Origin of the sequence: Vreelandella subterranea (genome assembly GCF_900111305.1) — a bacterium.
GTDB lineage: Bacteria > Pseudomonadota > Gammaproteobacteria > Pseudomonadales > Halomonadaceae > Vreelandella > Vreelandella subterranea.
This window is the reverse complement of sequence record NZ_FOGS01000003.1, coordinates 1-26805: the sequence shown is the minus strand read 5'-3', so window position 1 is coordinate 26805 and position 26805 is coordinate 1. Positions and strand designations below refer to the sequence as shown.

30 protein-coding genes and 1 tRNA gene are annotated in these 26805 nt (G+C 61.3%); 6 read left to right on the top strand and 25 right to left on the bottom strand.

The genetic code is table 11. From position 1 onward, the window contains the following. Positions 1-22: 22 nt before the first annotated feature. Both BMX75_RS05670 and BMX75_RS05665 read right to left on the bottom strand, forming a co-directional pair. A complete protein-coding gene (locus BMX75_RS05670; RefSeq protein WP_245748382.1) occupies positions 23-724 on the bottom strand; it encodes a sulfite exporter TauE/SafE family protein in 702 nt (233 codons plus the stop codon). A 223-nt stretch (positions 725-947) separates the two neighbouring features. Further along, positions 948-3101 carry a TonB-dependent receptor domain-containing protein gene (locus tag BMX75_RS05665; RefSeq protein ID WP_092826058.1) on the bottom strand — a complete coding sequence of 718 codons (2154 nt, stop codon included), beginning with the start codon at positions 3099-3101 and terminating at the stop codon, positions 948-950. A gap of 244 nt (positions 3102-3345) precedes the next feature. On the opposite strand from BMX75_RS05665, the gene BMX75_RS05660 reads away from it, so the two are divergent. The 5 genes from BMX75_RS05660 (at position 3346) to BMX75_RS05640 (ending at position 9148) form a co-directional block, all read left to right on the top strand. Next, positions 3346-4272, top strand: coding sequence for an ABC transporter substrate-binding protein (locus BMX75_RS05660; RefSeq protein WP_092826057.1), 927 nt, complete (start codon positions 3346-3348; stop codon positions 4270-4272). Between the two features lie 32 nt (positions 4273-4304). Then, complete coding sequence (locus BMX75_RS05655) at positions 4305-5273, top strand: FecCD family ABC transporter permease (RefSeq protein WP_092826055.1); 969 nt, start codon at positions 4305-4307, stop codon at positions 5271-5273. A 19-nt stretch (positions 5274-5292) separates the two neighbouring features. Continuing rightward, entirely contained in the window at positions 5293-6408 is a 1116-nt protein-coding gene (locus tag BMX75_RS05650) for a FecCD family ABC transporter permease (RefSeq protein ID WP_092826053.1), read from the top strand. Then, positions 6405-7208 carry an ABC transporter ATP-binding protein gene (locus BMX75_RS05645; protein WP_092826051.1) on the top strand — a complete coding sequence of 268 codons (804 nt, stop codon included), beginning with the start codon at positions 6405-6407 and terminating at the stop codon, positions 7206-7208. Before BMX75_RS05650 ends, BMX75_RS05645 begins: the two co-directional genes overlap by 4 nt. Positions 7209-7303: 95 nt before the next feature. Continuing rightward, on the top strand, positions 7304-9148 hold the full coding sequence (locus tag BMX75_RS05640) for an ABC transporter ATP-binding protein (RefSeq protein WP_092826049.1): 1845 nt from the start codon (positions 7304-7306) through the stop codon (positions 9146-9148). On the opposite strand, the gene BMX75_RS05635 is transcribed toward BMX75_RS05640, so the two are convergent. Continuing rightward, positions 9145-9720 (bottom strand): hypothetical protein, encoded by a 576-nt coding sequence (locus BMX75_RS05635; RefSeq protein ID WP_092826047.1) that lies wholly within the window; start codon positions 9718-9720, stop codon positions 9145-9147. The two genes, BMX75_RS05640 and BMX75_RS05635, sit on opposite strands and share 4 nt — an antisense overlap. A gap of 144 nt (positions 9721-9864) precedes the next feature. Here BMX75_RS05635 and BMX75_RS05630 point away from each other — a divergent pair. Continuing rightward, a tRNA-Ile gene (locus BMX75_RS05630) sits at positions 9865-9941 on the top strand. Between the two features lie 205 nt (positions 9942-10146). Here the strand turns inward: BMX75_RS05630 and BMX75_RS05625 are convergent. From BMX75_RS05625 to BMX75_RS05515, 22 genes are all read right to left on the bottom strand, one after another. Next, positions 10147-10581: a hypothetical protein gene (locus tag BMX75_RS05625; RefSeq protein WP_092826045.1), complete on the bottom strand. Its 435-nt coding sequence runs from the start codon at positions 10579-10581 to the stop codon at positions 10147-10149. Positions 10582-10616: 35 nt separating this feature from the next. Next, positions 10617-11408, bottom strand: a complete 792-nt coding sequence (locus tag BMX75_RS05620; protein ID WP_092826043.1) for a DNA adenine methylase — start codon at positions 11406-11408, stop codon at positions 10617-10619. Then, entirely contained in the window at positions 11401-11553 is a 153-nt protein-coding gene (locus tag BMX75_RS18400; RefSeq protein WP_092826041.1) for a Com family DNA-binding transcriptional regulator, read from the bottom strand. The genes BMX75_RS05620 and BMX75_RS18400 overlap by 8 nt, the downstream gene beginning before the upstream one ends. 245 nt (positions 11554-11798) lie before the next feature. After that, complete coding sequence (locus tag BMX75_RS05610; protein WP_092826039.1) at positions 11799-12458, bottom strand: DUF4376 domain-containing protein; 660 nt, start codon at positions 12456-12458, stop codon at positions 11799-11801. An 11-nt stretch (positions 12459-12469) separates the two neighbouring features. Beyond that, positions 12470-13363, bottom strand: a complete 894-nt coding sequence (locus BMX75_RS05605; protein WP_175474701.1) for a phage tail protein — start codon at positions 13361-13363, stop codon at positions 12470-12472. Next, positions 13357-13950 carry a YmfQ family protein gene (locus BMX75_RS05600; protein WP_092826035.1) on the bottom strand — a complete coding sequence of 198 codons (594 nt, stop codon included), beginning with the start codon at positions 13948-13950 and terminating at the stop codon, positions 13357-13359. The genes BMX75_RS05605 and BMX75_RS05600 overlap by 7 nt, the downstream gene beginning before the upstream one ends. Continuing rightward, positions 13941-14999: a baseplate J/gp47 family protein gene (locus tag BMX75_RS05595; protein ID WP_092826033.1), complete on the bottom strand. Its 1059-nt coding sequence runs from the start codon at positions 14997-14999 to the stop codon at positions 13941-13943. Before BMX75_RS05595 ends, BMX75_RS05600 begins: the two co-directional genes overlap by 10 nt. 1 nt (position 15000) lies before the next feature. After that, positions 15001-15438 carry a phage GP46 family protein gene (locus BMX75_RS05590; protein WP_092826031.1) on the bottom strand — a complete coding sequence of 146 codons (438 nt, stop codon included), beginning with the start codon at positions 15436-15438 and terminating at the stop codon, positions 15001-15003. Further along, a complete protein-coding gene (locus BMX75_RS05585) occupies positions 15438-16028 on the bottom strand; it encodes a phage baseplate assembly protein V (protein ID WP_092826029.1) in 591 nt (196 codons plus the stop codon). Before BMX75_RS05585 ends, BMX75_RS05590 begins: the two co-directional genes overlap by 1 nt. Further along, positions 16022-17074, bottom strand: a complete 1053-nt coding sequence (locus tag BMX75_RS05580; protein WP_092826027.1) for a phage baseplate assembly protein — start codon at positions 17072-17074, stop codon at positions 16022-16024. Before BMX75_RS05580 ends, BMX75_RS05585 begins: the two co-directional genes overlap by 7 nt. After that, positions 17067-18230, bottom strand: a complete 1164-nt coding sequence (locus BMX75_RS05575) for a DNA circularization protein (protein WP_092826025.1) — start codon at positions 18228-18230, stop codon at positions 17067-17069. Before BMX75_RS05575 ends, BMX75_RS05580 begins: the two co-directional genes overlap by 8 nt. Positions 18231-18462: 232 nt before the next feature. Then, positions 18463-20292 carry a phage tail tape measure protein gene (locus BMX75_RS05565; RefSeq protein ID WP_092826021.1) on the bottom strand — a complete coding sequence of 610 codons (1830 nt, stop codon included), beginning with the start codon at positions 20290-20292 and terminating at the stop codon, positions 18463-18465. A 65-nt stretch (positions 20293-20357) separates the two neighbouring features. Further along, positions 20358-20798, bottom strand: coding sequence for a phage tail assembly protein (locus BMX75_RS05560; RefSeq protein WP_092826019.1), 441 nt, complete (start codon positions 20796-20798; stop codon positions 20358-20360). Then, complete coding sequence (locus BMX75_RS05555) at positions 20798-21148, bottom strand: phage tail tube protein (RefSeq protein ID WP_092826017.1); 351 nt, start codon at positions 21146-21148, stop codon at positions 20798-20800. The genes BMX75_RS05560 and BMX75_RS05555 overlap by 1 nt, the downstream gene beginning before the upstream one ends. A gap of 39 nt (positions 21149-21187) precedes the next feature. Next, on the bottom strand, positions 21188-22672 hold the full coding sequence (locus BMX75_RS05550) for a phage tail sheath subtilisin-like domain-containing protein (RefSeq protein WP_092826015.1): 1485 nt from the start codon (positions 22670-22672) through the stop codon (positions 21188-21190). A 3-nt stretch (positions 22673-22675) separates the two neighbouring features. Further along, positions 22676-22930 (bottom strand): DUF2635 domain-containing protein, encoded by a 255-nt coding sequence (locus tag BMX75_RS05545; RefSeq protein WP_092826013.1) that lies wholly within the window; start codon positions 22928-22930, stop codon positions 22676-22678. Between the two features lie 2 nt (positions 22931-22932). Beyond that, positions 22933-23496, bottom strand: coding sequence for a phage protein Gp37 (locus tag BMX75_RS05540; protein WP_092826011.1), 564 nt, complete (start codon positions 23494-23496; stop codon positions 22933-22935). Next, on the bottom strand, positions 23496-23909 hold the full coding sequence (locus BMX75_RS05535) for a gp436 family protein (RefSeq protein ID WP_092826009.1): 414 nt from the start codon (positions 23907-23909) through the stop codon (positions 23496-23498). The genes BMX75_RS05540 and BMX75_RS05535 overlap by 1 nt, the downstream gene beginning before the upstream one ends. 3 nt (positions 23910-23912) lie before the next feature. Continuing rightward, on the bottom strand, positions 23913-24263 hold the full coding sequence (locus tag BMX75_RS05530; RefSeq protein ID WP_092826007.1) for an HI1506-related protein: 351 nt from the start codon (positions 24261-24263) through the stop codon (positions 23913-23915). Between the two features lie 65 nt (positions 24264-24328). Further along, positions 24329-25231: a Mu-like prophage major head subunit gpT family protein gene (locus BMX75_RS05525; protein WP_092826005.1), complete on the bottom strand. Its 903-nt coding sequence runs from the start codon at positions 25229-25231 to the stop codon at positions 24329-24331. Between the two features lie 14 nt (positions 25232-25245). Next, the gene (locus tag BMX75_RS05520) at positions 25246-25683 is read right to left on the bottom strand and encodes a hypothetical protein (RefSeq protein ID WP_092826003.1); all 438 of its coding nucleotides are present in this window, start codon (positions 25681-25683) and stop codon (positions 25246-25248) included. 40 nt (positions 25684-25723) lie between these two features. Then, the coding region (locus BMX75_RS05515; RefSeq protein WP_092826001.1) for a phage protease at positions 25724-26805 on the bottom strand (1082 nt) is incomplete at its 5' end.

Sequence of the window (26805 nt, the reverse complement as noted above, 5' to 3'; positions counted from 1 at the left end):
TTGATGCGAGAGAAACTGAGGCTTAACCGCTCAGCGCCTGCCAAACCAAGCGAGCGGCCAGCAGTGTTAGGACCCAATTGAAAATATGGGCGAAGCGGCGTTCCGGCATGTGCTTCAAAATACGCAGCCCAACCCAGGTGCCGATGGCACCGCTTGCGATCATGGCGCCCGCAAGCGACAGCCAAGGCACAAGGCTAAAGCCCGCCTGCTGAAAGACGAGGATTTTAATGACGTGCTGCACGCTCATGACCGCGGCCAGCGTTGCGACGATGGTGAAGCGTTGTTGATAGAGCTGCTTGAGATAGGCGCCGATCAGCGGCCCGGTTGCCCCGACAAACAGCGTCAAAAACGTTGTGACGGCGCCCATCAGGAGTGTGCCTCTGCGGCCCATGACGATTTTGGGTAGTGCCGGGCCCCAGCATAAATACACAATAAAGCTGGCAATGCTCAAATAGAGAAAATCAGACGGCAGGGAAATCAACACCAGGCTACCAAGCAACGCACCCACCGCCGCACCCGGCAAGAAAGCAACAACCATCTGACGGTCAATATCCCGCCAAAGCATCGCCGCCCGGTTGGCGTTGGAACCCAACTGCACCATGCCATGCAGCGGAATAATGGCCTGGGGCGGCACGATCTGGGCCATGATGCCCAGCAACAAGATACCGCCTCCCGCACCCAGGCAGGCGGTAAGCAGGGAAGTCAGAAAAGATGTGCCTATCAAGAGGCTCCATGAGAAGGGGGATAAGCCATTAAGTAAATGTTCCAGCGAGCCAACTCCTAGCCAGTACCTGCATGCACCCGTAACCAAAGCCGAATAATCTAGCAGATATTGGCCTATGATCGCCACGGCGGTTATCTGAAAGGCAGGGCCGTACAGAACCAAAAAAGCCCCGGCAATCGCCGGGGCTGAAGGAGAACACCAAAACAGTCGCGAGTTTAAACCGTCAGAACTCGTAGCGCGCCGAGAACCACAGGCGGCGACCTTCTTCACTGTTGGCGTACACGTTGCCATAGCTGGTTTGCGGGTTACCCGCACGGTCGGTGGATGCGTAGCTTTGGTAGTCGACAAAGTCCTTGTCGAACAGGTTATAGATCGTCGCGCTCAGATTAAGCTGGTCGGTGACCGCGTAATTACCGCCCAGATGGAACAGCGAATAGGCTTTAAAGTCGCCCAGATCATCAAAGGAAGGCGCGCCGCGTACGCTTTCACGGTTACGGTAACGCTCGCTGCGGTACTCTGCGGAAAGCCAGGCGTCCAGTTTGGCGGTGGCCTGCCAGCGCAGCGTGGCGTTAACGGCGTGTTCGGGGGTATCGGTGAGCGGGTCACCCTCGTTTTCGCCGCTTTTCTGTTCGCTATCGGTGTAGGTGTAGTTGGCGTTCAGGCGCCAGTCGGGGGTGAACTGGTAGCCGGTAGAAAGCTCAACGCCCTGGGTAATTGCCTCGTCGACATTGACCTGTTGGCTGTAAACACCGTCAGGAATCAAGGGGTCGTTGGTCACCTGCCTGTCGTTACCACTGGCGATTTTATCGTCAAACTGGTTGTGGAACAGCGTCGCGCTGGCGGTAAAGCCCTGCTGGTTATCGTAGTGGGCGCCGATCTCGCTGCTGGTGCTGGTTTCCGGCTCCAGGTCCGGGTTGCCGATGGTCAGTATGGTGCCTTGGCCAGTGACGCCATTGATACCGTCATGGAGGTCGTTGAGCGACGGCGTCTTGTAGCCGCGGCTGACGCCGCCCTTAAGCGTCCAGTTAGGGGTAGTGTTCCAGACCAGGTAGCCGCGCGGGCTGAACTGGCTGCCAAAGGCGTCGTGGTGGTCGTAACGCCCGCCGAGCGTGAGCGCCAGATCATCGCGTAGCATCCATTCGTCTTCAGCAAACAACGACCAGGTGGTCTGCTCAAAGGTTTCACCCGCCAATCCGTCATCCAGCTCGGCGTCCCACCACTGCATGCCCACGGTGGTCATATGGTCGCCCAGCGGCATGACGAATTTGCTGTCGAGAACCGTGTTGGTGGTTTCCAGCTCGCGCGGGTCACCGCCGACAATGCCCGGGAAGCCGTCATAAGCCTCGCCAATCGCACCCGGAATCGTACGCCCTTTGGTCTCGGTGGTGTTGCGCATCAGACTGGATTCCAGCGTGCCCGAGGCAAAACGCCCGGTGTGGCCGATGGCAATCTGCTCACGCTCAAAGCGCAGCTCGTCAGAGTAGCCAAATGCTTCGCCCGGATCGGGCTCACAGCTGCGCGTGCGGCCATCCAGAGTGCCGAGCTGGCAGTCGTCGTTGTTGTAGCGCTGGCGATTGACTTCACCGTCGAGCCACAGGTCGTGGTCATTGGTCGGCGTCCAGGTCAGCTTGCCGCCCAGGTTATAGGTGTCGTCTTCCACCGGACTGGGGCCGCGCTGGCTGACCTCGATAGGGTCGCCATTTTGGTCACTGTATTCCAGACTGGACGCATCGCGCTCATAGAAGCGTCCGCGTAATTGCAAGCCCAGGGTGTCTTCCACCAGGGGGCCACTGGTGTAGAGATTGATCTCGCGGCGGTCGCCAAAGTCCCGGTCTTCGTTATAGGTGTTCTCGACGCCAACCGAGCCGGTCCAATCGCGGCCGACCTTGCGGGTAATGATGTTGATCACCCCGCCCATGGCGTCGGAACCGTAAAGCGTCGACATCGGCCCGCGGATCACCTCGATGCGCTCGATGCTTGAAACCGGCGGAAAGAAGCTGGTGGAGGTCTCGCCAAAGCCGTTGGGTGTCACGCTACCGGCGGTGTTCTGGCGGCGGCCATCAATCAAGATCAGCGTGTAGTCGCTGGGCATGCCGCGCAGGCTGATGTTGCGCCCCCCGGTTTTACCCACTTGGCCACCCACGTCCACGCCCTCCACATCGCGCAGGGCATCGGCAATGCTGGTAACGCGCTTACGCTCCAGTTCCTCGCGGGACACGACAGAAATGCTGGCCGGTGCGTCGACCATGGCCTGCTCAAAACCACTGGCCGAGACGACGATATTATCGAGCTGGTCGCTTTGCTGGGCGTAAACAGCCGGGGAGGAAACGGTCAGCGCAACAGCGCTGGCCAGAACGGTACGGGTGAAGCGTGGCATGGAGAACCCCTTGGTAGATCAATTAACCTTGTATTGATATTCGTTATCAAATGCGATGAGGATTCTAAAAACAAAAGTTCCCAAATGCGAGATGAAAGAAGGGAACGACCCGTTGCATGGAATGGAACGCCGTTGACCGCTGGGGTGTTGCGTAGAAAGGAACACGCCATTCGAATGAATGTTGATGAAAGTGCTTTTGATAATCGTTATTATCCCTGCATCTCAAATCCAGTGAGGATAACGTATGCGAGCGAACGTACTGCGCGTCGGCATTGTGGGACTGCTGTTGAGTGGGCTTTGGGGAGGCGCTGCCCAGGCACGCACCCTGGATACCGCTTTCGGCGAGGTGGACGTCACCGGCACCCCCGAGCGTGTGGTGACGTTGTACGAAGGCGCGTTGGATGCCTCGCTGGCAGCGGGGGTAACCCCACTGGGCGCGGTGACCACCCGCGGCGGCGACAACGTTGCTGAATACGTTGAGGCCCATTTAGGCGATGAGCGTCCTGCCATCATGGGCGTGGTGCGCGAAATCAATACCGAAGCGGTGCTGGAGCAGCGACCGGAGTTGATATTGGCGCCCGCCCGGCTGACCGAGGCTCAGTACCGGCTGCTGTCGCAAATTGCCCCAACTATCGTTCCGCATAGTCAGCCGATTGCTCCGGATAACTGGAAGGACGAAGCACGGCTTTACGGTGAAGCACTGAATCGCCAGGAGGCCATCGAAGTCGCCATCAACGCGGTTGACGAGCGTGCCGCCGGGCTTGCCAGTGCGCTGGAAGAGGCGGGTGTGGGTGGTAATGCCTTCGTGGTGCGCTGGATGCCGGGCGGGCCCATGGTGATGTCGAAAAACCTGTTTGCCGCCGGGCTGCTTGATCAAGTGGGCCTGACGGTGGAAGACGCCGGGCTGGTGGGCGAGCGGGGCGTGCACAGCGATGTGCTGAGCCTTGAAAACCTCTCCCAGGTGGATGGCGACTGGCTGTTTTTGGCCACGCTGAATAAAGATGGACGGGAAGCGCTGGAAGCTGCCAAGCAAAGCAGCGCCTTTACTCGGCTTGATGTGGTCAAGCGCGATCAGGTCGTGCCGGTGAATGGCCAGCTATGGTCCAGTGCCAATGGCCCGTTGGCTGCCCAGGCGATTCTTGACGATATCGAAGCTGCCCTGTTGCCGTGATGCCGATCCGCGTCGCCCATCAACGAACGCAGATGACGTTACTCCTCACCGCCCTTGTGGCGGTGAGCCTCGTGAGCCTGCTGGTCGGTGCGGGTGAAGTTGGGCCGCTGCGTTCACTGGCGGCGCTGGCCGGTACCCAGGATAGCGACGCCAGCTTTGTGGTGTGGCAACTGCGGGCGCCGCGCACCTTGATTGGCATTGCTGTGGGCATGGCGCTGGGAGTCGCGGGGGCGCTGTTGCAGGCGGTGTCGCGTAATCCGCTGGCCGAACCCGGCCTGCTGGGCGTCAGCGCCGGGGCAGCGTTTGCCGTCGCGCTGACCCTGGTGATGGGCGCCAGTGCCGCGACGCTGCGTATTTCGGTTGCCCAGTTGGGGGCCTTGGTGGGCTGTCTGTGTGTGCTCAGCGTAACGCGGGTGCGCGGCGTCGGTAGTGACCCGGTGCGGCTGGTGCTGGCGGGGGCGGCGTTTTCGGGGCTGTTGGGCTCGCTGACCTCGCTGATGTTGCTGTATGACCAGCGCGCGGCGGACGAAATCCGCTTTTGGGTCATCGGCAGCCTTGCCGGGCGACGCCTGGATGACCTCGCCGCAATGCTGCCCAGCATGCTGGTCGCCGCCGTCGCGGTGGTGTTGATGGCGCGCCCGCTGGCGGCATTGGCACTGGGCGAGCGGGCAGCCTCAGGGTTGGGCCATCACCCCGGGCTGATTCGTTGGTGTGTCGTGGCCTGTGTGGCCTTGCTGGTAGGGGGCGCCACGGCAATGGCCGGACCCATTGCCTTTGTCGGCCTGGTGGTGCCGTTTGTCGCCCGGGCGATGGCCGGGCCGGATATTCGCCGCACGCTGTGGTTCTGCCTGTCGATTGGTCCCTTGATGGTGCTGGCAGCGGATATGATTGCCCGCGTGGCGGTGGCGCCGTCGGAGTTGCCGATTGGTGTTCTCACCGCGCTGTGCGGTGCGCCGGTGCTGGTCGCCGTGGTGCGCGCCAGGCGGCTGCCGTCTTTATAACCTCTGGCGTTGGCTTGTCATGAATTCAAACCCAAGTGATTTTTCCACATCGGCCTTTATGCCTGAGCACCGTCCACAGGCGGTGACCGCGCCGTCGGGCTACTGGCATATTGCATGGCGTTCCCCATGGGGCAACGCCTGCAGCGTGCTGGTTGAGCGACGTGCGCTGGTTGTCAGCACTGGGCTGTGCGTCGCGCTGCTCTGCGCCTGCGTGCTTTATTTGAGCCTTGGGAGCATGGCGCTACCCGTTAGCGCCGTATTGCCCGCGCTATTCGGCCGGGGCGAGATGATCAGCGTGTTCACCGTCCAGGAACTGCGCCTGCCCCGGTTGGTGGCCGCCTGTTTGACCGGGGCGGCTTTCGCGCTCGCCGGTGTACTGATGCAAACCCTGGCGCGCAACCGCCTCGCCACGCCGGGTATCATCGGTATCGATAACGGTGCGACCGCGTTTGCTGTGGCCTCGGTGGTGGGGTTGGGTGTCTCGCTGGCCCCGCCGGCCATGGCACTGGCGGGAGCCGCCACCGCCGCTGCGCTAACCTTTGGCCTGGTGGCGGGCGGTGGCACCCAGGGCTATCGGTTTATCGTCGCGGGCATTGGGGTAGGGGCGGTGTTTGGTGCGGTCACCCAGTTGATGCTGGCGCGGGTAGCGATCGATACCGCCAATGCGGCCTATCCCTGGACCGTCGGCTCACTCAATGCGCGCCCTGGCGGTGCGGTAGCGCTACTCGCTGCGGGATTGGTAATGGGTATGATCGCCGCTTGGATGGTCGCACGCCCGTTATCGCTGATGCGCTTTAAGGACGCCACCGCCTATGGGCTGGGCATCAACGTCAAAGCCCGCCGCTTCCAGGTGCTGATGCTCTCGGTCGTATTGACCGCGCTGGCGGTTGCGGTGGCAGGCCCTGTCGGCATGGTCGGGTTGATTGGCCCTGAAATCGCCCGCTCGCTTTCCAGCTCACGCCAGGTGCCGCTGGTGGCATCAACGCTTGCGGGTGCGTTGGTGATGGTCCTTGCAGATCTCGCCGGGCGTACCCTGCTTGCCCCGATTGAAATTCCCGTCGGCATTGTCACCGCGGTGATCGGCGGCCCCTGGCTGTTATGGATATTGATGCGCCCGCAACGGAGCCACGCATGATGCAGGTTGAACCATCCCCCACGCTCGCCACCGACGCGCTCGACCTGAGCTATGGCACGCGACGGGTTATCGCGTCGTTAGGCGTCAGCCTGCCAAGCGGCCAGGTCACCGCGATTGTGGGCCCCAACGGGTGCGGCAAGTCCACGCTGCTCTCGGGCCTTGCCCGCTTGCATAAACCCGACAAGGGCGCGGTGCTGTTGAGCGGCGAGGATATTCAGCGCCTGCCCGGTCGCGAACTGGCCAGAAAGCTCGCCTTGCTGCCGCAGGAGGCCGTCGCACCGGAAGGGCTCACTGTCAGCGAGCTGATTCGCTTTGGCCGCCAACCGCACCAGGGATGGCTGCGCCAGTGGTCGGCGGAAGACCAGCAAGTGGTGGAACATGCGTTGCACGCCGCAGGGCTTGAGGCGTTGGCCGAACGGCCTTTGGAGGCGCTTTCCGGCGGGCAGCGCCAGCGGGCGTGGATCGCCATGACCATCGCCCAGCAAACGCCGCTGTTACTTCTTGATGAGCCAACGTCCGCGTTGGACCTGGGTCATCAGATCGAGGTGTTTGAACTGGTACGCCATCTCGCCAGCCAGGGCCGCACGGTGGTCATGGTGCTTCACGACCTGGCAAGCGCCTGTCGCTACGCGGATTATCTCATCGCCCTGAATGACGGACAGATTGTCGCCCAAGGTGCGCCGGCAGCGATCGTCACGCCGGCACTGGTGCGTGCGCTTTACCAGGTTGACTGCACGTTGATCACCGACCCCGATACCGGCAGCCCCTTGCTTGCCAATGTGCGCCGCGCCTGTTCCTAAACCCGGGGCTCAAGCCCTGTCTCTTGCACCTCAGACAATGCTTGGAAAGTGTTACGATAGGCCGCAAACCTCGACCTCTAACCGCTCAGTAAGGAATGCTTGTGGCCTCTTCCACGCCCCGATCTCAAGCTAATGGTTCCCCGAATCAGAGCTTTCAGGCGCTAATGCGCCTTTTGCGCTACGCCAAAGGCTACCGGCGGCGGATTATCGCCGCCACCGTTTGCTCCATCGTCAACAAGCTGTTCGATATCGCCCCAGAGATTCTCATCGGCGTGGCGATCGACGTGGTGGTCAACCAGGAACAAAGCTTTGTGGCGCGGCTAGGCTTTGAAACGCCCCAGGAGCAGATCACCATTCTCGCCGTGCTGACCTTCTTTATCTGGGCGGGGGAGTCGCTGTTCGAGTACCTGTTCCAGGTGTTGTGGCGCAATCTCGCCCAACGGCTGCAGGCGGATATGCGCCAGGACACCTACGAGCACGCCCAACGGCTGGATATGGCGTTTTTTGAGTCGAAAAGTTCCGGCCAGCTCGTCGCCACCATGAACGATGACGTCAACCAGCTCGAACGCTTTCTCGATGGCGGCGCCAACGCGCTGATTCAGGTGGGCGTCACGGTGGTCGCCGTCGGGGCGGTCTTCTTCGTGCTCTCGCCGCTGATTGCACTGCTGGCGTTTACGCCTATCCCGCTGATTATCTGGGGGGCGTTCTACTTCCAGCGCAAGGCCGGGCCGCTTTACAGCGACGTACGTGAAAAGGTCGGCGATCTGGCCAGCCGCCTTTCCAATAACCTGAGCGGTATTGCCACCATCAAGAGCTTCACCAGCGAAGACCGCGAGGCCGAGCGCCTGCGCGCTGCCAGCGAAGCCTACGTGGATGCCAACCGTCGGGCGATTCAGGTCAGCTCGGCGTTTATTCCGGTCATCCGTATGGCGATTCTGGCGGGCTTTTTGGCCACCTTTACCGTCGGCGGCATGATGGCGCTCAACGGCAATTTGAACGTGGGCGCATACGGCGTGCTGGTGTTCTTGACCCAGCGCCTGCTGTGGCCGCTGACTGGCCTGGCCCAGGTGATTGACCTGTTCGAGCGCGCCATGGCAAGCACCAAGCGCATCCTCGACCTGCTGGAAGAGCCCATCACGGTGAAAGACGACAGCACTACACCGCTGGCCCAGCCCGTCCAGGGCGAGGTGCGTTTCGAGTCGGTGAGCTTTCATTACAAGTCAAGCGACGTCGGTGTTGACGGGATTGATCTCCACGCGCCTGCCGGGCATACCCTGGCGCTGGTCGGCGCCACCGGTTCCGGCAAGTCGACGCTGGTGAAGCTGTTACTCCGCTTTTACGACCCCGAAAGCGGGCGGGTGCTGATCGACGGCCAGCCGGTCATGGACGTGAGTATGCACTCGCTGCGCCAATCAATTGGCCTGGTCAGCCAGGACGTCTACCTGTTCGAAGGCAGCATTCGCGACAATATCGCCTACGGTAAGCCAGACGCTGATGACGAGGCGATTATCGATGCGGCCAAAACCGCCGAGGCGTGGAGCTTTATCGAAACCTTGCCCCAAGGTTTGGACACGCCGGTAGGCGAGCGGGGCGTGCGGCTTTCCGGCGGCCAGCGTCAACGGCTTTCGTTGGCCCGTGCGCTGCTTAAAGACCCGCCGATCCTGGTGCTGGATGAAGCCACCAGTGCGGTCGATAACGAAACCGAAGCCGCTATTCAGCGTTCGCTAAAACGTATCGCCCACGGGCGCACGGTGATCATGATCGCCCACCGGCTTTCCACCATCGTGCACGCCGATGAAATTGTGGTGATTGAAAAGGGCCGAGTGGTCGAGCGCGGCACCCATCAAAGCCTGCTGGCGGAAGACGGCCACTATGCCGCCCAATGGCGGGTGCAAACCGGCGAGGCAGAGATGGGAGACGCCGAAACAATAAGCGCTTAACGGTTAACCAGCCGCGCATCCAGCGTGACCGGCACGTGCTCGTCGATCTCCTGGTAGCCCAGCAGCGAGAGCACGCTGCGCAGCGTCGCGTTGGCCATCAGCGCGCGGCCATCCAAGGCCATGGGTTCGGCATGGGTGACGCGTACTTCATTCAGGCCCTCGCGGGTGAAGCGCAGCGGCACGGCTTCTTCCTGGTTGACCAGGTCGCTCTGTACGCGAAAGGTCAGCGTTTCCACCAGCGACTCGCCAATATCCAGCGCGTCCAACCGCTCGGGCGGCATTTGCGCCACCAGCGTGACCAGGGTGGTGTTGGCCAGCATCTCGGCCCAGGTGGGCAGCTCGCCAAAGCGCGTCAGCATATCCGTCTGGCTGAGCTTGAGCGGCAGGCGCAGCGTGCCATCGGCGGAGATATCGCCCTGCAGGTCGCGAACCTGATGGTGATGGGTTTGCGGTGCCTCGCCATTCAGCTGGGTAATGGAGGCCTGCACGTTCGAGCGGCCAGGGTCCAACTGCCAGTCCGCCTGTGCTGGCACCGCCAACAGCAGCGAAAAAAGCGCCATCAATGCTTTCAAAGCGTATCTCCTTATCAAGGGCCTTTCTAGAAAGGGCTCCTCTCAAGACCCGCTAACCGGCAAAAAGTGCCGCCTAAATGACAAGATAGCCCCAACGGGGGCTGGCCTCGCCCCACCACATTCGCTATGATATGCACGCCTTTCGGGCCCATAGCTCAGTTGGTTAGAGCAGGGGACTCATAATCCCTTGGTCGTAGGTTCAAGTCCTACTGGGCCCACCAATGAAATCAAGTGGTTACAGAGATTAGAGCTGGTTTTCGCTAGTGCTTGGTTGCCATTTGGTTGCCGATGCGCGGCAATCTGGCAACCACACCGTCCCATCTTGTTGGTGTAACCGCGCGCCGCATTTGGCACTAGGTTGCGGGATAATTGGCATAGAAGAATTGTGCCTAGCTTGCAGCATTTAGCGGGATAATTGGCATAGAGCTAAACTGGCCATACGGGTTGTGTGTGCTCGGCACTATAATCACATGCCGAGCATGAGTAATGATTCCTCCCTTTTGGCATAACTGATAGCTTGCCTTCTTCTTTACAGACTGGGCAAATATTGTGTGGCGGGTTATCTGCGGTTACGTACTCATCCTTAAGCTCTAAGATAAAACCACCCTGGGGCGTCTCCTTTAGACGGTACTGGTCAAAGCGCTCCTCCCTGCTCATCTTGGCCTTCAGCTCTCTGTTCTCGTCGATCAGCTCGAAGTGCTGCTGCTGTAGCTCCAGCAATGCAGATTGGGCATTCCCCAACGCATCCAGTACCTCGCTCACGGCAGTGTCCAGCTTGACCTTATCCGTTATGTCCTTTGCCGACCGAGCAAGGGCATAAGCTCCTCTTACTGCTGCTACTGCTTCACCAATACCTGTCATTATAAAATCCCCATCTCATTGATTTTAATTTGTCCTCAAAACAGCCCCGCTGGCTCCGCTTCCACATTCCAGCTGAAGATCAGCACCTCTTTGGCGTCTGAGCCTTTGCCGCCGCCGACGGTGTAGCGGATGTCGGTGGTTTCGATGTGGTAGTCCGCGAAGATCCGGCGGATGTCTGGGTGGTCGTTGAGGCTGATGATGGCCTTGCCCTTGAGCTTGGCCAGCATGCGTGCCATTTCCTCGTACTGTTCTATGCCAAAGGGTACCCCATATCCTTCTGTCTGCCAGTAGGGCGGGTCCATATAAAAGAGGGTGTGTGGGCGGTCGTAGCGTTCAATGCAGTCTTGCCAGCTTAGGTGCTCTATATAGGTACTGGACAAACGTAGGTGAGCGGCAGATAGCGACTCTTCCAGCCGCAACAGATTTAAGCCTGGCGTCGTGGTGGTAGCGGTGCCAAAGCTCTGGCCTTCAATGCGGGCACCGAAGGCGTTTTGCTGTAGGTAGTAGAAGCGGGCTGCCCGCTGGATGTCAGTGAGCGTTTCCGGCCGTGTCATCTTGAGCCACTCGAACACCTGGCGGCTGGAAAGCGCCCACTTGAACTGCCTGACGAACTCCTCAAGGTGGTTCTGCACGACACGGTATAGGTTGACCAGATCGCCGTTGACGTCGTTGAGCACCTCGACTTCGGCAGGTGCTGGCCGTAAGAAATAGAGCGCTGCGCCGCCTGCGAAGGGCTCTACATAGCATTGGTGCGGCGGCATTAGCGCAAAGATTTTGTCTGCAAGGCGGCGCTTGCCGCCCATCCAGGGAATGATTGGGTTAGCCACGAGGCATCTCCTTTGGTGGTTTGGAGCTCGTGGCTCTCTGCTGGTTTACGTGCTTACAACGCGGGCACTTTATTTCAATGAATCGATAGTCGCTGGCGGTGGCCAGCTTGCGGCTGCACTGTTTACAACGGATTTCAGTTAACACTCTGTCAAGCCTTCTAACGTTCTAACGTTTGGCTTAGACTCTCTAACGCCTCGCGAGGCGGGGGAGTCTTGGCCAGCTTGCAGGTGTGTTCTGCTTGTTGGTGGCCACTGTTGGTGTGTCCGCACCGCCGGTGGTCACTCCCTTCTGATGTTGGCCCCTTTTCAGGGGGATAAACGGGTGTTGATTTGCAGTATCCCGTGGCAGAGAACCACATCGTGCGGCCCTCTACAGGGATATTCTCTGTCTTAACCGTCTGTCCACGCGACGCTTTCCAGTGCCGCGCGGTCATCGGCCTCCAGGGCCGCATCGATCTGGGCGTTTAGCTCTCCCTCTTGGTTGATCAACTCGCTCCGGCGGGCGGCGATGGCGCGTAGTGCATCCCAGACGTCGGCAACAGAGTGGTCGATATGCCAGGCGTTATCGCTATCTTTCCAGCGTGCAAATACCTCTTGCCCTTTATCCTCGGCGGCTTCTAGCGCTTCGCGTATAGCCTGGCGGTTGCCAGGGTCGCCTGCGTAGCGGATACCGCTGACTTCGACACCTTGGGCCTCAGCAGACTTGCGGGCGCTCTCGATCTCGCGGCGCTTGCGAGCAGCGACGTCGGCCAGCGGCTCCGGCGGGGCTTCGTCGAGGGCGTCATCAGGTGGCTCTGTGCCGAGTTCTTTGATTTCGTGCTTCTTACAGTCGGCCGTCCAGTAGATGTGGCCACGGTAGTCAGCAACGACCTCCCACTCATTAGCGTCGAAATGAAACACCGCTTCTTCATGCTCGCCGGTTTCAGGGCGTTGGACGTTTGTAGCGCCCGCCGGTAGGCGCGGCGTCTCGCGCATCGGTTCGATAGGCGCGTTGCGGCCAGCGGGATTGATTGCGGTGCCGTCTGACGTGTTGATGTCCCAAATAAGCATAGTGGCCTCGTTTAAATTTTGGTGAGCCAGATTACTGCGTTGTTGCGTGGGTATGTGCTGTCGCCGGTTCTCGCGTCGGGAGAGTTTGCGGAGTCGAAATAAATTTTCTCATACGATCGATCGTTGCCCTGTGCCGCTCCGGAGTCTTCTATATACTGCCCAGAAAACGCGCCCTGCTCGGTCGTTAATCCAGCACCCCTCGTAACAAGATCTCCGACCGATCCCGTAATCTGCTGCATCTGATCCAGTTGATGGTCAGCGAGCACACGCCCTGAATCGACGCCTCGCCCATCATCCCAGCCCCTCTTGAACTCGCCCCTATCGTCAAACGTTCCAAACGTCGTTTCGCCGTCACCCTCGCCGTAAGTTGTGCCCCACGCATCAAAGATGCGTCGGTAGTCGTTTCGGCTGATGTCGTCGCCGATGATTTTGACGTAGCCCTCGGGGATTGTTTCGCTGCGCCATTCGATGACGGTGGCCGGGCGCACGCCGTCCCAGCGCATCCAGATGTGAGGCCTATTGGCACTGTCGGTGGGATCGACGTCTTGAACCGTGCCGTCACCATCGCGGTCGTAGAATTCGTAGAAGTGGCCGTCGGAGCCTCGGCAGGTTTCGCCGGTGGAGTAGGTGCGTAGGCTCGAATAGTTTTGAAATTGGGCGGTGCCCATGCCCATGGCTTGCAGTGCCTCGACAACTTGATCGAGATCCTCATGATCCGGCGTTAGGCCCGCTTCCACGACGACTCGCCGTAGGCTTTCGGTAATCATGTGGTACCAGTACGGCCCCGGTAGGGTTGCGGGGATGCCCTGGGCGGGGTTACCGGCGGTGGGGTAGCCGCTGCTCGGGTTGGTCGGTGGCTGAGGTGCCAAGTCTGAGGCGTTGCGTTCGTAGACACGATCTACCATGAGGTTTCTCCATAGGCGAAGATCAGGATGGAATGGGCGGGGGCGAGGCGCTCGAATACGCATTCGAGGCGCTCATTGCCCCAGGTGGCCAGGGCTTCGTTGACGCCGCTGTTAACGGTCAGCTGGCGCACGGTTTCTTCGGCGGCGCGGACGGTCCAGGCCCAACGCCAGTCGATGCCGCGTATCGGCTCGCTTACGTCACTGCCGACGGTGTGGGCTGTATAGTCCTCGACCTCGATGTCGTAGCCGAGATCGTCTGCGAGGCCAATAAAGTAGGGTCGTGATGCGCCGCCGGTGCCGGTGAGTACGCGCACCACGGCGTCTTGCCGTTCACTGACGGTTTGCTCGCCGGTGACGCAGGGATCGGGCATCGCCGTGACGCGCTCCCAATCGGGCAATAGCTCCGAGGTTGTGCGTGGGTCGGCTTCCTCATGCAGCGTTGCCGCACGGCCATCAACGCGTGAAAACGCACCCGCCCGCGCTTGGGTGAGCCGCTGCCATTGGCTATCCGACTCGCGGGGCAGTGCTCGCCCTGGTGGCGCTAGGGCGTTGAGCTGTCCGGCGTAGTCGTCACGGTTTAGAGCCATGTGGTCTCTCCAAGCACCGGGATCTTGTTAACGCTGTGGGTGACGTTGCCACTGGGCGAGTCCAGCTCGTGGCGGCTGTCGCCAGCGGCGACGTAGATAACGCCGGATAGCTGCTCGCGGTAGAGGGTGTCGCCGGGTTCAGCGGTCTGGCCCAGGAAGTCATCCAGGGCGGCCTGCACACGGCTGCGCGCCTCAGCGGTGTCTGGCGTGAGGCGAATGGCTAGGTTCAAGGGCTCGGCCTCGGGGGCCACGGCATAGAACCCGCGAGCGGTCACGGGGCGAACGTCGTCGACGTACTCATCCACCGCCTCTACCACGGCAGGGGTGGGGATGATGTCGGCCAGGTCGTCGCATACAAAGCGCACTGTGACTTCGCCGATGTCGGGCTTGTGGCGAGATACCCAGACGCGTGTGATGTCGGGGTGGGCTTCGCGTACCCACATGATGTAGTCGTCAGCGTTGCCGCCGTGGGGCTGGCGCTGGATGCGCTCCAGCAGGCGCTCACGCAGGCGTTCGTCGCTCTCTTGCTCGGCACCGCCGGTAAGGCCGTCAGCACCCACGGTGGCTTCTCCGTCGATGCCGCTGACGGCACGCACCAGGCGTAGGGTTTCACCGGCGGTCAGATTGGCTTCATCGCCCGCTTCAACGGCCGTTACGTTTCCGGTGGCCTCGCCGCTTTCGTCCAAAGTGACGGTGTCATCAAGCGTGTAACGAATGCCGTCTTGCTCGAATTCCTCACCTGCCAGCAGCTGCGCCTCTGGGTTACCGGTAAGCAATACCGGGCCAGTGGCCGCGACTTCGCCCTGGCGGTAGATGCGCCAAATGCTGGCCCACCGTTCAAGCCATTCGGCCTCGGCGGTATCGATAATCAGCTGCTTGGCTAGCCACGACAGGTAGCCGTAAAGGCCGTGAACGGCACCGGCGTCAACATCGGCAATCACGCGAAGCATGGCGCGGCGTAGCGCCGGGTTGGCGTCGGAGAGCCGCCCGCGCATGTCGGCACGGATCTGTTCGGCAAGCTCGGTTAGCGTTGGGGATTGCCAGGGCATATTAACTCCACACGTACTGGTAACGGTCGGCTAGGCGGCTGCCATCGCCGCGCTTGATGATCACTTTTAGCCAGAGCACGTCTCGGTCGAGCGTCTCTGCGGTGACGTCGATCTCGGTTGCCACGCCATCCTCCAGCAGCCAGTCGAGCGCCTCTCGGGCGTAGGCCTCGGCGCGGCGGCGCACTTCCGGCAGTTCTTTTTCGCGGCCTAGCAGCCAAAGGCGGCTGCCCCAACGGTCGCCGTCTTCATCGGCGATGGCATCGGCCCACCAGCCACGGCGGTTGTCGGTGCCATCGGGGATGATGTCGTCTGCCTCTGCTCGGCGGTCGCAGAGCAGCGAGAGCGCTACTGATGTGCGCAGGCCGTCGTCGGTGGCCAGGTCGCCGTCGATCAGCGCGACGTCCAACGCCTTATCAAGCCAATCCAGGGTGATATCCATTAGCTCATCTCCTGGTTAGGCGCGTCGGTCGGGCCAGCGCTGTCGTTTTCATCGTGATCGTGATCGTTATAGGTATCGCGCATGCGCTGCATGCTGCCGGTGCCGTCGCTGATATCGCCCTGGGCTTTGATGTTGCCGGTGGCAAACACGTCGGGCGTATCCAGGGTGATCGAGGTGCTGGCGGTGATCGTCACCTGGGGAGCGGTGACCTCGACTGCTGAACCGGCGTTTAAACGCACGATGCGGCCCCGGTTAAACACCAGTTCATCGCCTTCGTCCGTGTAGAGCGCGACTTCACCTTTAGCTAGCCCTTTCTTGCGATAGCGGCGGTCGGTGGCCACCAGTGCAACCAGGTGTCCACGGGCACCGCCTACGGCAGCGGCAACGGCTTCGGCACCTTGCAGCGGGCGAGCGGTGAAGCCGTAGGGCTCCATGTGTTCCACTTCGCGGGTTTCATCGCGCAGCAGGACGAGCTGGAGAATTTGCAGCCCTTTGGCACTGTCGGTGCGCGTCACCACGGCGCGGCTTATCAGCAGGCGCAACCGCCGCCACACCGGGCTGAGCAGCTTGGTTGTCTCGCGGCCTACCATACGTCGCTCTCCCGTTCCGGCTCTTGTGCGGCTTCAATGTCGTAGCTACTTAGCGGTGCGACGCGGATCTCGGCACGTTCGCCGCGCTCATCGAGCAGCAGCTGCACCTCGGTGATCAGCCATTCGACGGGTTCGTCGAACATCCAGGGGTCGCGGATCGGCACCAGGTCACCGGGTCGCCATAGGCCGTCTTGATGACGCCAGCCCGCGACGGTGTAGGTAATGCCGCGCGATTGGCCCCAGCGGCGGCGCACTTCCCACTCGGCACGCTGGCGGCAACTGGCAGAGTCTGTGCTGGTATCGCAGAGCACCAGGGTCGGGCGGTGGCGCTTGATGCCGTCGTCTTTAGCGCGGCCTGATGCACCGCTGGCCTGGGCACCGTTCCAGCTGTCATCGGTCGCGCCTTGGCCCTGGACGATCACCTCGCCAAAGCGGTCACGGTCGGAAAAACGGCCACGGGCTACGCGAATGTTCTCGCCCAGGGCCAGTTCAGTCTTAAGCGTGGCGCGCGGCGGGCGGGTCAGCACCAGGCGGCCTTGTTCGTCAGCCACTAATAGTAGGGCGCGGTAGCTGGCGATCTGGCCCAGTGCCTCGCCGAAGGTTTGACCCGGCTCGACTTCCAGCGCCCGCAGCGGTGCGCCGACGTCGACCTCGGCGATCACTTCAATATCAAACGGCTCGGCCACGCGCTGAGCCACCTGGAGAACGGTCTGGCCGGTTTCCCAAGGCTGTGCGGTGCTGGATGAATCGACCAGGTCGGCGGTTTTCGAGCGGCCGGAAACGACCAGGCTGTGCGAGCGGGCGTCGTAGCTCGGCAGCACGTCGTCAATATGGCCGGTGATCACCGGCTCGCCGTCGATCTCTACGACGACGGGCGCACCGGTGCGCAGGCGACGCGGCGCGACCGTTGAGCCGTCGCTCTTTGCCCACTTCTCAGAGAGCACCAGCTCGAACGAATCGGCCATCTCATCCAATGAGCGGCGTATCTGGATTTCCTTCCAGCCTAGGTGGCGGGTGTTGTCGACGATCAGCGCGAGTTCACTCACTCAGCACCTCCAGGCGTTCAGCCGGTACATCACCAGGGTGGCGCACGCGGTTGCGGCTGATGATGTCGGCATCGCGAGTGGCGTCGCCGTAGAGGCGATGAGCCAGCACCAGCGCGGGCAGGCGCGCACCAGGTGTGTAGTGCCGTAGCGATGGCAGCGCGGTTCCGCGACGGCGGAGATCCTGCACGGCGGCGGCGCGAAGCGAAACCAGGCGTTGGGTGGTTTGTGGCAGCGGCGGCACGCTGCCGCTTATCTGCTCGGTAATACCCCGATGCACCGCGTCGAGCGTTTCGCTTGCGGCATCCCGGGTTGGGTAGCTCCACTCGGCACTGGCCTCGGCCAGCTCGACCGCTGCTGCGCGGCGCACCAGGGCGACGGCGGCATTCTGGGCGCGTATCTGGGTGGCTTGGGGTAGCGGTGCGCTCGGCGGCACGGTGGCCACCTCGCCGTTATCAGTGCCAAACATCGCGCTATAAACGCCCAGGGCTCGCCCCGGCTCGCCGAACATGTGCTTGATCTGGCCAATGCTGGAAAGAATCGCCGCGCCCAGTTCGGCGGGGGTGCGGATCAGGCGGCTGATGGTGCCGGTGACGCCACCAATGACGCCTTCGATCTCGCTGATCGCGCCCAGTATGGTGGCTTCCACGGCCGCGACGCGGTCGACGGCCAGCTCAACGATCTCGAAGGCATCGATAAACTCATCCAGAATCGCCAGGCGTGACGATTCGGCGGCAGACGCTACGACTTGCTGGGTATCCGCCACGGCGGTGGGGTAGCGCGGAGCATCGTCGGCGCGTAGCACCGTGAGACTCACACGCGCCATGCCGCCTTCACGGGTGCTTTCCGTGATGCGTGGGTCGCCGGTGAGCACCACCCGATGGGTGCCGTAGTAGCTGTGGCGCATCTCGAACGCGCCGGGCAGTTCCAGAGCCTCGGCTAGCTGGTTGCGCTGGATGTCGTATTCTTCGCCAAGCAAGTAGCCGGTTACCTGCCACTCACGCGCCTTGCGGCCGAGGTCTTCCACGTAAGGCTCATCGCGCAGCGGGTATTCATGCACCTGCACCCGGCGGCCGGGGCTAATCGAGCCGCGTTCAAGGTACAGGGTGACGCCGCGAAACACCGCAGTGCCGTCGCCGATTCGATCACGCCAGCTCATTGGGCTACACTCCGTTGACGCAGGGAGGAAAATGAATGAACACAACCCAGAAAATCGCGCGAAACGCAGCCATCTTTGCCACGATAATCACGGCCTTGATGCTCTACTTTGTTCCAGACATGGTTTGGTGGGGCTATATAGTCACGTGGCTTTTCTTCGCTGTGATGTGGCATAGCTCGGGAATTAAGCGAGCTTCTAGGGAAAACTTGGCAAATCTTCGTGATAGATAAAATCACTGCCACGCCCTCCAGTTACCCAGATCCACATCGATCTCCGGCCCGCCCTGACCTCGCTCAGCGCGGGCGTCTTTAACTCGGCCGTCCTGGTCAACGAAGATGCGTAGCACGCTTTCGCCCGCATCGCGGAAGGTGTCCACTGAATTGCGCCCGTACTCCATGACGGCTTGCTTGGCCGACTCCCTGGCCAGCTCCACGTAGTTGCCGACTTTGCCGCCGGTTTCGGTGCGCTCTACGGCGTCCTCGATCAGCCCGCCGATCCCTTGAGCCGCCAGCACGGTGCTGATGGCAGGAAGGGATCGGCCAACGACTGCGCCCGTGCTGGTTCCAACTTTTAAGGCAGCGCTTAGCGCCTGGCTGGAGAGCCTGGGCTTTTGGGATGTAGTAGGCGTTGAGGTACTGCCACCGGTGCGGGTGCTGGGTGGGGTGTAGCCGCCACCCTTGCGAGTACCACCTGTGCGGCCAGGCGATCCACCGCCGCCCAGCGCACCCATGTTGGTGACAAATACCGGCACCGGGGCCATGCTGCTGGCAGCACCTAGCCCACCGGCGACGCCGCCGGACGTTGAGCGGTTTCTGAGCACACCGGCTCCACGCCCTAAATCAGCGCCCAGGCGGCCCAGCGAGCGCAGTGCATAAAGGCCCGCCACGCCACCTGCGGTGATACCGGCAATCTTCAGCCAGCGGTCGACGGTCTCTTGATCCAGGCTGTTCAGTGCATCGGCTGCTTCTTGTATCGATCCACTTAGATTCGAGTCTGCGAAGTCTTCCCATGCACTACCCAAGCTGCGAATAGAGGCAGCAGCTGTCTCTGATGAACGCGCTGATTTTGCAGTGATCTGCTCTCCATCACCTTGTATCTCCATCAGCCTATTCAAGTTGCGTATACCTTCATCACTGGTCAGAGCACCGAAAGCACGCGCCGCCTGCTCAGAAAAGCCCATGTCACCCAGCCGTAGGTTATGGTCACGACGAAACTCAGCAACTTCGCGCATTACATCAGTTAGCGCTCTTGCCTGACCTGCCTCATCTTCCATCGCGATACCATGTGAACGCGCTTTTTGTTGCCATTCTGGATCTGCAATCACTTCCATTACGCCACGCATTGAGCGCCGTGCGCGTGAAGGATCCATACCACCTTCGACGACAGTCGTCAGTGCTGCGCCTAGCTCAGTAATAGCCTGAGTGCCCTCTCGACCGTATCGCGAGTACTCTCCAAGCATCTCTGGTAGCACCTGCGCCATGCCTTGAATGCTTATTCGCTGCCCGTCTTGCTGGCGTTCTAACGTGTCAAATATACGGACCACATCTTGAGATTCAGCACCGAAACGATGCATCTCCAGCGCTAATTGACCGATGACATCACCGCTCTCTCCGGTAGCAGCAATGGCAACAGCCATGCCCTCCATGCTTTCACGAGCCCATTCAACGTCCTGAATGCTCTGAGCTACCAGTTCCACTGCGCTAGTGAGTTCGTTTGAATCAATCCTTACACCTTCCGCACGCGCAATATCTCTTAACTCGTGTCGCCAGGCTTCCATCTCCTCACGGTTTTTGCCGATGCTAATACCCAGGCGCTCCCAGCGCTCTTCAATACCAGTTAAGTTACGCACGACGCCCACACCAGCCGCACCGGTGGCCAGCGCCACCCAGCGGTTGCCAACGCGGTCGAGCTGGCGTCCGACACCGCCGGTTACGCGCTGCAAGCGGGTCATGTGGCGTTGGCCGTTATTGGCCATGGTACGCATGGCCCCCTCGTAGCGGCGTGACTGCCGCTCAAGGTTGCCGCGCAGATCCATCACCACTGAAGCGCGTAATTCGCTCATTTCAACTCCTGGCCTGGTTCATATAGCCGAGTAACCGGCGCAGCGTCATGCCGCGCTGATCGGCTTCACTCCACCCCGTTCTTGTCGCGATCACCCACATCAGCTTTGTCAGATGCTGGGCGATCGCTATCGCCTCGCCCCCGCTGTGTCGTTCCCTCCTGGGTCTGAGCAACGGCGGCACCGTCGAGCTGCTCGCTCTTGGCCAACAGCAGGTTGAGGTCTTCAGGGTCGAGCCGGTGCATCAGCTTGAGATCCAGCGGGCCGGAGACGTCGCCGATGGTGACGATCTGGCGGCGCAGCACCTCAACGCCGACGCGGGATGGGCTGACCACCAGCATTGGTTCAAAGCCACCTTCAGCGTTGGGCACCATCATCAACTTCTCGGCGGCTTCCTGTGCTTCAAGCACGTCGCCAGCGGTTGCTTCGCGCAATACCACGTCTTTACATACGGCCTCGCCGATCTTGAGGCCGTGAATCAGGGATACGGGTAGTTTTGTGCCTGCCATTAGAGTCTCTCCACGCCCATGCCGCCGAAGTTGAGACGGATATTGCCGCCGCTCAATTCGACTGTGTCGGTCACCGCTGCGCGGCGAAGCACATAGGCATCGCCGGTATCGGTGGTAAAGATCACCGTGGCGCCGGTGATACGACTCAGGCTAATCAGGTTGGTATTGTCGGTGTGGCGCACGGTGGACGTGAGCGAGGGTGCCTCGGGGGTTTCACGATAGCCTTGCGGCCCTCGGGGTCCGTTGATGAACTCCCGGCTAAACCCGCCGAGGTTCAGTGTTGAGTCGACGTCGGTGAGTAGCTCCGAGCCGTCGACCTTCACGGTGGCTTTGCCTGTCAGTTGCGTCATGATTTACGCACTCCTTAAACGGCGGTTAATAACGCGCCATTAGCGGCGGAATTGGGTCTGCATCGCGTGGATGCGGTACTGGCCAACGAGCTTCGGCGAGTCAATCACGTTAAGCCGCGCCTTGTTGTCGGGGTCGATGTTGGCGGTGAGGCTTGCGGCATAGCCCTCGTAATCCTGCACCCAACCCTTCTCAATAAAGTCGAGGTACAGATCAAGCAGCTCGGCCTTGCCGACGTTGGGCGTCATGATCGGTTGGCCAGCACCGTAGATGGCCGCGTCGGCGTCGGTTGCCAGTTTGTGGCGCGGGTATTTCGAGAGAATGCGGCTGATCTGCTCGTAGCGGATGCGCTCTAGCGTCTCGGGCGTCTGGATGTCCAGGTAGGCGTCACTTTCCACGCCCGCTTCGGTGACTTGGTAGGTGGTGATCTCGCGGTTGATCTGCACCGTGCCGTCGTCGGCGACCGTAAACGTCGCAATGCCATCAAACAGCAGCAGGTTGCGCTCGGGTTTGTCCCAGCGATCTTCTTTGCGTGGGCCGATCAGGCCGGGCAGCGCCAGGTATTGCAACGGGCGGGCCGGGTCGTTGGTCAGCGAACCGGCCGCGACCATGGCGTAGGTCGCTGCCCACAAGTACGTTGGGCTAACGGCCTGGCCGGTGCCCATCACGGTGAGGTGCGGGCTGTTGAGTTCGCTGCCGAAGGTACCTGTTTCTGAGTGAGTGCCCCGGTAGGCGGCAAACGCACGGCTGCCCATCTGCACCATCGGGCCGTAACGGCGGTCGAGCTCGGTGGTCAGCTCATCCAGGTTGGCGGTGTCGGTATACGGGCAGGCGATGTAGTGGTACCACTCATCGCCCATGGCGGCGATGGCATCGCCAATGTCCGGGTTCCCGTCGCCGCCGGTGAGCTGCGTGATCTCAAACGTGACGCCATCGAGCCCGCGCTCGCCCTTGGCGTTAAACACCAGGTGTATATCGTTGCCGGTGTTGCCTGCCCACTTGCAGTCCAGGTTGATCAATGAGGTGTCAGTACCTTCAATCGTCGCGGTGACGGGGACGCGGCCGTTGTCGTTTATTGCGTCGACCAGGGCTTGGGCGATCGTCTCGCTGTCGTCGCTGGCTTCAACACCGGCGCGCACGCGGTAGCCGCCAATGTAGAGCGCAGCGGTGCCGCCGCGTAGCGCGGTACCGGCCACGCTGATGGAGCCATTGGCGTTGGTACCTGCTGCCGCGTCGTCAAGCGCAAGGCCGTAGGTCTCCATATAGGGGTCGATCTCTAACGCGGCGCGCAGCATCTCGGCAATCATGGAGCCGCGCCCGTAGTAGCGGTCGGCCTGATCGCCACTGGTCACGCGGTCGAGGCTCAGGGCATCTTTCTCGCCTGAGTCGAAGCGCTGGCCCATGACCAGCAGGCGGGTTTGCCACACGCCCGAGTTGGCCAGGCGCGCGTCGAACTCGATAAACACGCTCGGAATACGCAGGGCGCTGGGGATGTCGTTGAAGACACCGGCGGTAATATCAGCCATGGGTTAGGCCTCCTGCTCGCCAGCATCGGCGGCGCTAGCGGTGGATTTTGCGGCGGCTTTGGCACGACTGGGTTTGGCCGGGGCATTGGCTTTCACCAGGTCGCCATCGCGCAACCGGCGACGGATGTAGGGGGTCAGCTCAACGTGCGCGCCTTTCTCAGTGATCGGCTTGCCGTTGCTTTCGCGGCGCACCAGCAGCACGCCCTGGTCGGGCTTCTTGGCATCGCGCAGGCGCGGTTTAACGTAAATGGATGGCACGGTTAGTCCTCCTCGGGTTGGGGTAACACGACGCGGCTTTCGGTGTCGGGATCGTCTTCGCCGCCGATGTGGTGAGTGCCGGTGTAAAGCTCGAAAGGGTTGAGGTCGTTAACGTCAAACGCTGCTGGCCATAGCACCTTCAGCCGGAATGCGGCGGCGTAAACCACCACGCCTTCCTTGTCGAAGTGATCGGAGTAGAGGTTGTCGATGCTCTCAAGTGTCAGGCTGCCCACATCAGGCACAGTGAGCGCATGCACGGCGGGCACCACGCGTTCGAGCAGTTCATAGGCACCCACCTGGCGGGCGTTGCCACGGCGGCGTTCACGCTCCCCGCTGGCGTGGCTAGTCACCACGTACACCACGTAGCGGTTCTGTGTGGTGGGCTGGACGAGGTCGCCGTCGCCCCGCGCACCGCCCCAGGCGACAAACACGCCAGGCACTTTGCGCAGCGCGGCCTTGAGGGTGTTCTTATTCCACTTGCCCGGCAGGTCTTCCACCGTCTTGACGTGATCGTCGAGCACACGTTTGCAGCGCTCGATAATGGCGTCTTCAATCTTGGCCAGCATTAGAAGCCACCCCCGCCAAACACGCGGCGGCCGGTTTCCATCATCACGTTACCGGCGCTTCCCGCTGCGCTTTCCGATGAGGCGATACCAAGCCGCACTTCGCCCTTTGCGACGCTGCGTAGGAACTTCACCGCGTCGTTGTAGCGTTTGGTGACCTGCTCGGTGGCGCGGTCATCGGATAGCCGATAACGGGCAATATCACAGGCGTAGGCGGTGATGATGCGCGGCACATTGGAAAGCGGCACCGTGTAGCCCGCTGCACTCACATAGCCGTCGATCTCGCCGCTGGCGTCGGCAATAGCGCCATCCACGACAGGGGCATCAATGGCCAGGCCGGTATCGTCGGAAGCCAGATCGAGCAGCTCGTTCTCGCCAAAGCGCTCGACCAGGTCGGCTTGAGTGCAGTAGGGCATGGGTTAGGCCTCCGGGGTGGTGTTGGCGTCATCAACCGGGAAGGTGCAGTCGGTCACTTCCAGGGCCGGGTCTTCGCGCAGTTGCTTCAACTGCTGTTCGCTCAGCAGCTCCAGCGAAATGCCGACCCCCTCGCGGTTGAAGCGAAAGCCCGCCCGGCGGCGGCTTTTGACGCGTCGCTTGGTGCGGATGAAAACGCCAGGCAGTTCCGTTGCCGGGGCTTGTTTGGCGCTCGTGGCACTCGGGGTGCTCTGGGCGCTCTTGGCGTTTGCATCCTGCTCCGCCTTCGGTGCGCTGGCTTGTGCTGGCGTTGCCGCCTGCTTGGCTTTTGCTGTGGTGGTTTTAGGTGCTGCCATGGGGATCTCCGTTGCGCAGTGCCCGCCGGGGCAGGCACTGCGAGTCATCACCGGTTAACGGGCCGTTAGGCGCTGGCTAACCAGGGGTTGAGAACAAGCGTCGAGGTATTGGCCCATTCGTTGGTCTCACCGCCGCTGGCCAAGGTGTTTTGCAGCACCTTGCGGGCCGCGCCTTCCATGCTGGTGGGCACCATGGTGTGCGTATGGCGTAGCCCTAAAGGTTTGCCGTAATCGCCCTTGAACTTCTGCAACTGCTCACGGGCTGCCTTGTAGTTGGCGGCATTGAATTCCTGGTTGGAGCGAACCGCGAGCATCCAAAGGCCAGGACCTGCATTGACTCGCGCATCGGTACCGAACATGAACTCATCGGTCATGAATATCTTGGAGTCCATGAGGTCGGTGAGGGCGCGAAAGTTGTAATCTCGGCGGCGTTGAAACACTACCGGCTGGATTGCCCTTGAGCAGTCCATCACGTACCAAGCATCACCGCTGCCACCCATGTCGTTGCTTACAGACACTTCCTTGCCATCCTTATCCAGCATGGGGTGGTCGGTATCAAACAACGGCTGTCCGTCAAAACACTCAGGATTGGCTTCGATCATCTCGACTGCCAACTCATTGGGGTGCTCGCGCGAACTGCGCCCGAACTCCTCGAAGACGGGAGCCCACAGGCCGTAGGTGTCGTCTTCGATATTGTCTCGGGGTACGCCAGCAGTTAGCTCGAACTTGCGGTTACGAATCGAGAAGTCGCTACCCTCTAGCCCGTGAATAACGCGGTCGCCCAACCATTCGCGCATACGGGGTAGGCTCTTGAGCCACGGGTAGACTTCAACAGCAGTGGTGGAAGGCACCACGGTACAGAAGGTTTCGTACAGCGACGCTTCTGGCCCCAGCGAGCTCTGGCCTTGTTGGAAGTTCGTGCGGTAACCCTTGAACAGGGCTTGTAAATTTGCGCTTGTCAGATCCATGCGAGTGTCCTCAATTACACGCTAGCGGCAACGCCGTTAGTCGGGTCGATGTTGACCCACACGCCCGCATCGTCGACGTCGTCGACAATGCCAGCGGGGGAGCGGGTATCGGTGTCGGAGGTTTTGGCCACCGTCTGGTCATCGACGATGTAGCAGACCTTGCCGATATCAGCGGCGGTGATTTCATCGGCACCGGCGGAGTTGGCCAGGTGGAAGTTGCCGCGTTTCACTTCCACGACTTCGTCACCATCCGCACCGTCGGTGTTGTCCTGGTAGTGTTCAAAAACACCAGCAGCAACGAGGCCGGTGGCCGTCTTACCTGGCTCTGTAAAACCAGTGGCATTGATGACGGCGATGGTGCCCGCAAAGCACTCGGCAGCAGCGGCGACTAACAGGCCGCGTGACAAGCCCAGGCGATGCGGTGTGTTTCGGTTCTTGGTTGCAGCGGTCACGGGGTGATCCTCTTGCCTATTGGGTTAGTGCTGAGCCTGCTTATTCAGCGGGCGCGGGATTGGCGGCGCGGTACTGTTCAGGCGTCAGGCCCATGGCTTTGCAGACGGCCAGCTCTGATTCGTTGAGCTTGTCGTCATCACCGCCCTTGCCACCGTCGGGTTGCTTGCCCTGGGTTTGGGTCTGGCCGGTTTTGAGCGCGGCGATGCTGGGCGCGCCTTCAAGGTGGGCTTTGCACGCGGCAATGCCTTGCTCGCGCAGCCAATCGGCGGTGGCTTTGCCGGGAATTCGCCCGTCGTCGAGGCCTTCCTTGATCAGCGCGTCCAGCTCGGCGGAGTTGCTATTAGCTTTCAGTGCGGCTAGCTGGTCGGTGGTCTCTTTGAACACCGCAATGGGCACGTACTGGGTCATGTCCGGCGGGGCAGTAGCGCTTTTTGACTTCAGGGCGGCTACCGCTTCATCCGGTTTTGCGTCGTCTTTGGCACCCAGAGCCTTGCGGAATGCGGCGGCATCGTCGGCGGCGGTTTTCAACGCGGCAATGGCGCTGTCGATCTGTTCGTCGGTGGCGTCCTTCGCCAGGCCGAGTGCGGCAATCAGTTGTTCACGGTCCACGGTGTCAGTCTCCTCGGAGGGTTCGTGCGTTACCGACATGCGCGCAGCGGCAAGCTGCGCGGCACCTTCGTCGATGGCGGGGGTGTTGGTTAACGCCAGGTGCAACAGGTCGAGCGGCACACCGTTGGCGTCGTACGGGAAAACAGGGGAGAGATAGAGGTATTCAGGCGGCTCGCCGTTTGGCCCCGGCGTGATCGCCGCGCGGGCTTTAGCCGTCCAGGCGATAGCGCCGTAAAGGCCATCGTCCCGCCATTCAAGCGAGCGCGGGTCAACCCAGCCAGCGGCAGGCGCAGGCTTGCCGTTCTGTTCGCTGTAAAGGGTTTGGTGTTCGTAGTCGATGGCGATGTCAGTACTGCGCGCAGCTGCCAGGCGGATAATCGCGGTGGCGGCTTCGGCAGACAGGTGCCACGGGCCAGTGCCCTCAGCAGCCCCACGCGGTGCGTGAAAGGTGCCAGCGGGCATCAGGCGCGTTTTGTCGTCGGTGATCTGCACGCGGAGGGCGCAGACGGCGA

Excerpts from the sequence above, each read along its gene's own strand:
- BMX75_RS05575 (WP_092826025.1), bottom strand. The coding sequence starts at position 18,230 with ATGAGCTGGCGTGATCGAATCGGCGACGGCACTGCGGTGTTTCGCGGC.
- BMX75_RS05525 (WP_092826005.1), bottom strand. The coding sequence starts at position 25,231 with ATGGATCTGACAAGCGCAAATTTACAAGCCCTGTTCAAGGGTTACCGC.
- BMX75_RS05665 (WP_092826058.1), bottom strand. The coding sequence starts at position 3,101 with ATGCCACGCTTCACCCGTACCGTTCTGGCCAGCGCTGTTGCGCTGACC.
- BMX75_RS05610 (WP_092826039.1), bottom strand. The coding sequence starts at position 12,458 with ATGCTTATTTGGGACATCAACACGTCAGACGGCACCGCAATCAATCCC.
- BMX75_RS05595 (WP_092826033.1), bottom strand. The coding sequence starts at position 14,999 with ATGCCCTGGCAATCCCCAACGCTAACCGAGCTTGCCGAACAGATCCGT.
- BMX75_RS05660 (WP_092826057.1), top strand. The coding sequence starts at position 3,346 with ATGCGAGCGAACGTACTGCGCGTCGGCATTGTGGGACTGCTGTTGAGT.
- BMX75_RS05565 (WP_092826021.1), bottom strand. The coding sequence starts at position 20,292 with ATGAGCGAATTACGCGCTTCAGTGGTGATGGATCTGCGCGGCAACCTT.
- BMX75_RS05655 (WP_092826055.1), top strand. The coding sequence starts at position 4,305 with ATGACGTTACTCCTCACCGCCCTTGTGGCGGTGAGCCTCGTGAGCCTG.
- BMX75_RS05535 (WP_092826009.1), bottom strand. The coding sequence starts at position 23,909 with ATGCCCTACTGCACTCAAGCCGACCTGGTCGAGCGCTTTGGCGAGAAC.
- BMX75_RS05590 (WP_092826031.1), bottom strand. The coding sequence starts at position 15,438 with ATGGATATCACCCTGGATTGGCTTGATAAGGCGTTGGACGTCGCGCTG.
- BMX75_RS05645 (WP_092826051.1), top strand. The coding sequence starts at position 6,405 with ATGATGCAGGTTGAACCATCCCCCACGCTCGCCACCGACGCGCTCGAC.
- BMX75_RS05530 (WP_092826007.1), bottom strand. The coding sequence starts at position 24,263 with ATGGCAGCACCTAAAACCACCACAGCAAAAGCCAAGCAGGCGGCAACG.
- BMX75_RS05585 (WP_092826029.1), bottom strand. The coding sequence starts at position 16,028 with ATGGTAGGCCGCGAGACAACCAAGCTGCTCAGCCCGGTGTGGCGGCGG.
- BMX75_RS05650 (WP_092826053.1), top strand. The coding sequence starts at position 5,293 with ATGAATTCAAACCCAAGTGATTTTTCCACATCGGCCTTTATGCCTGAG.
- BMX75_RS05640 (WP_092826049.1), top strand. The coding sequence starts at position 7,304 with ATGCTTGTGGCCTCTTCCACGCCCCGATCTCAAGCTAATGGTTCCCCG.
- BMX75_RS05625 (WP_092826045.1), bottom strand. The coding sequence starts at position 10,581 with ATGACAGGTATTGGTGAAGCAGTAGCAGCAGTAAGAGGAGCTTATGCC.
- BMX75_RS05550 (WP_092826015.1), bottom strand. The coding sequence starts at position 22,672 with ATGGCTGATATTACCGCCGGTGTCTTCAACGACATCCCCAGCGCCCTG.
- BMX75_RS05555 (WP_092826017.1), bottom strand. The coding sequence starts at position 21,148 with ATGACGCAACTGACAGGCAAAGCCACCGTGAAGGTCGACGGCTCGGAG.
- BMX75_RS05540 (WP_092826011.1), bottom strand. The coding sequence starts at position 23,496 with ATGCTGGCCAAGATTGAAGACGCCATTATCGAGCGCTGCAAACGTGTG.
- BMX75_RS05560 (WP_092826019.1), bottom strand. The coding sequence starts at position 20,798 with ATGGCAGGCACAAAACTACCCGTATCCCTGATTCACGGCCTCAAGATC.
- BMX75_RS05605 (WP_175474701.1), bottom strand. The coding sequence starts at position 13,363 with ATGGTAGATCGTGTCTACGAACGCAACGCCTCAGACTTGGCACCTCAG.
- BMX75_RS05600 (WP_092826035.1), bottom strand. The coding sequence starts at position 13,950 with ATGGCTCTAAACCGTGACGACTACGCCGGACAGCTCAACGCCCTAGCG.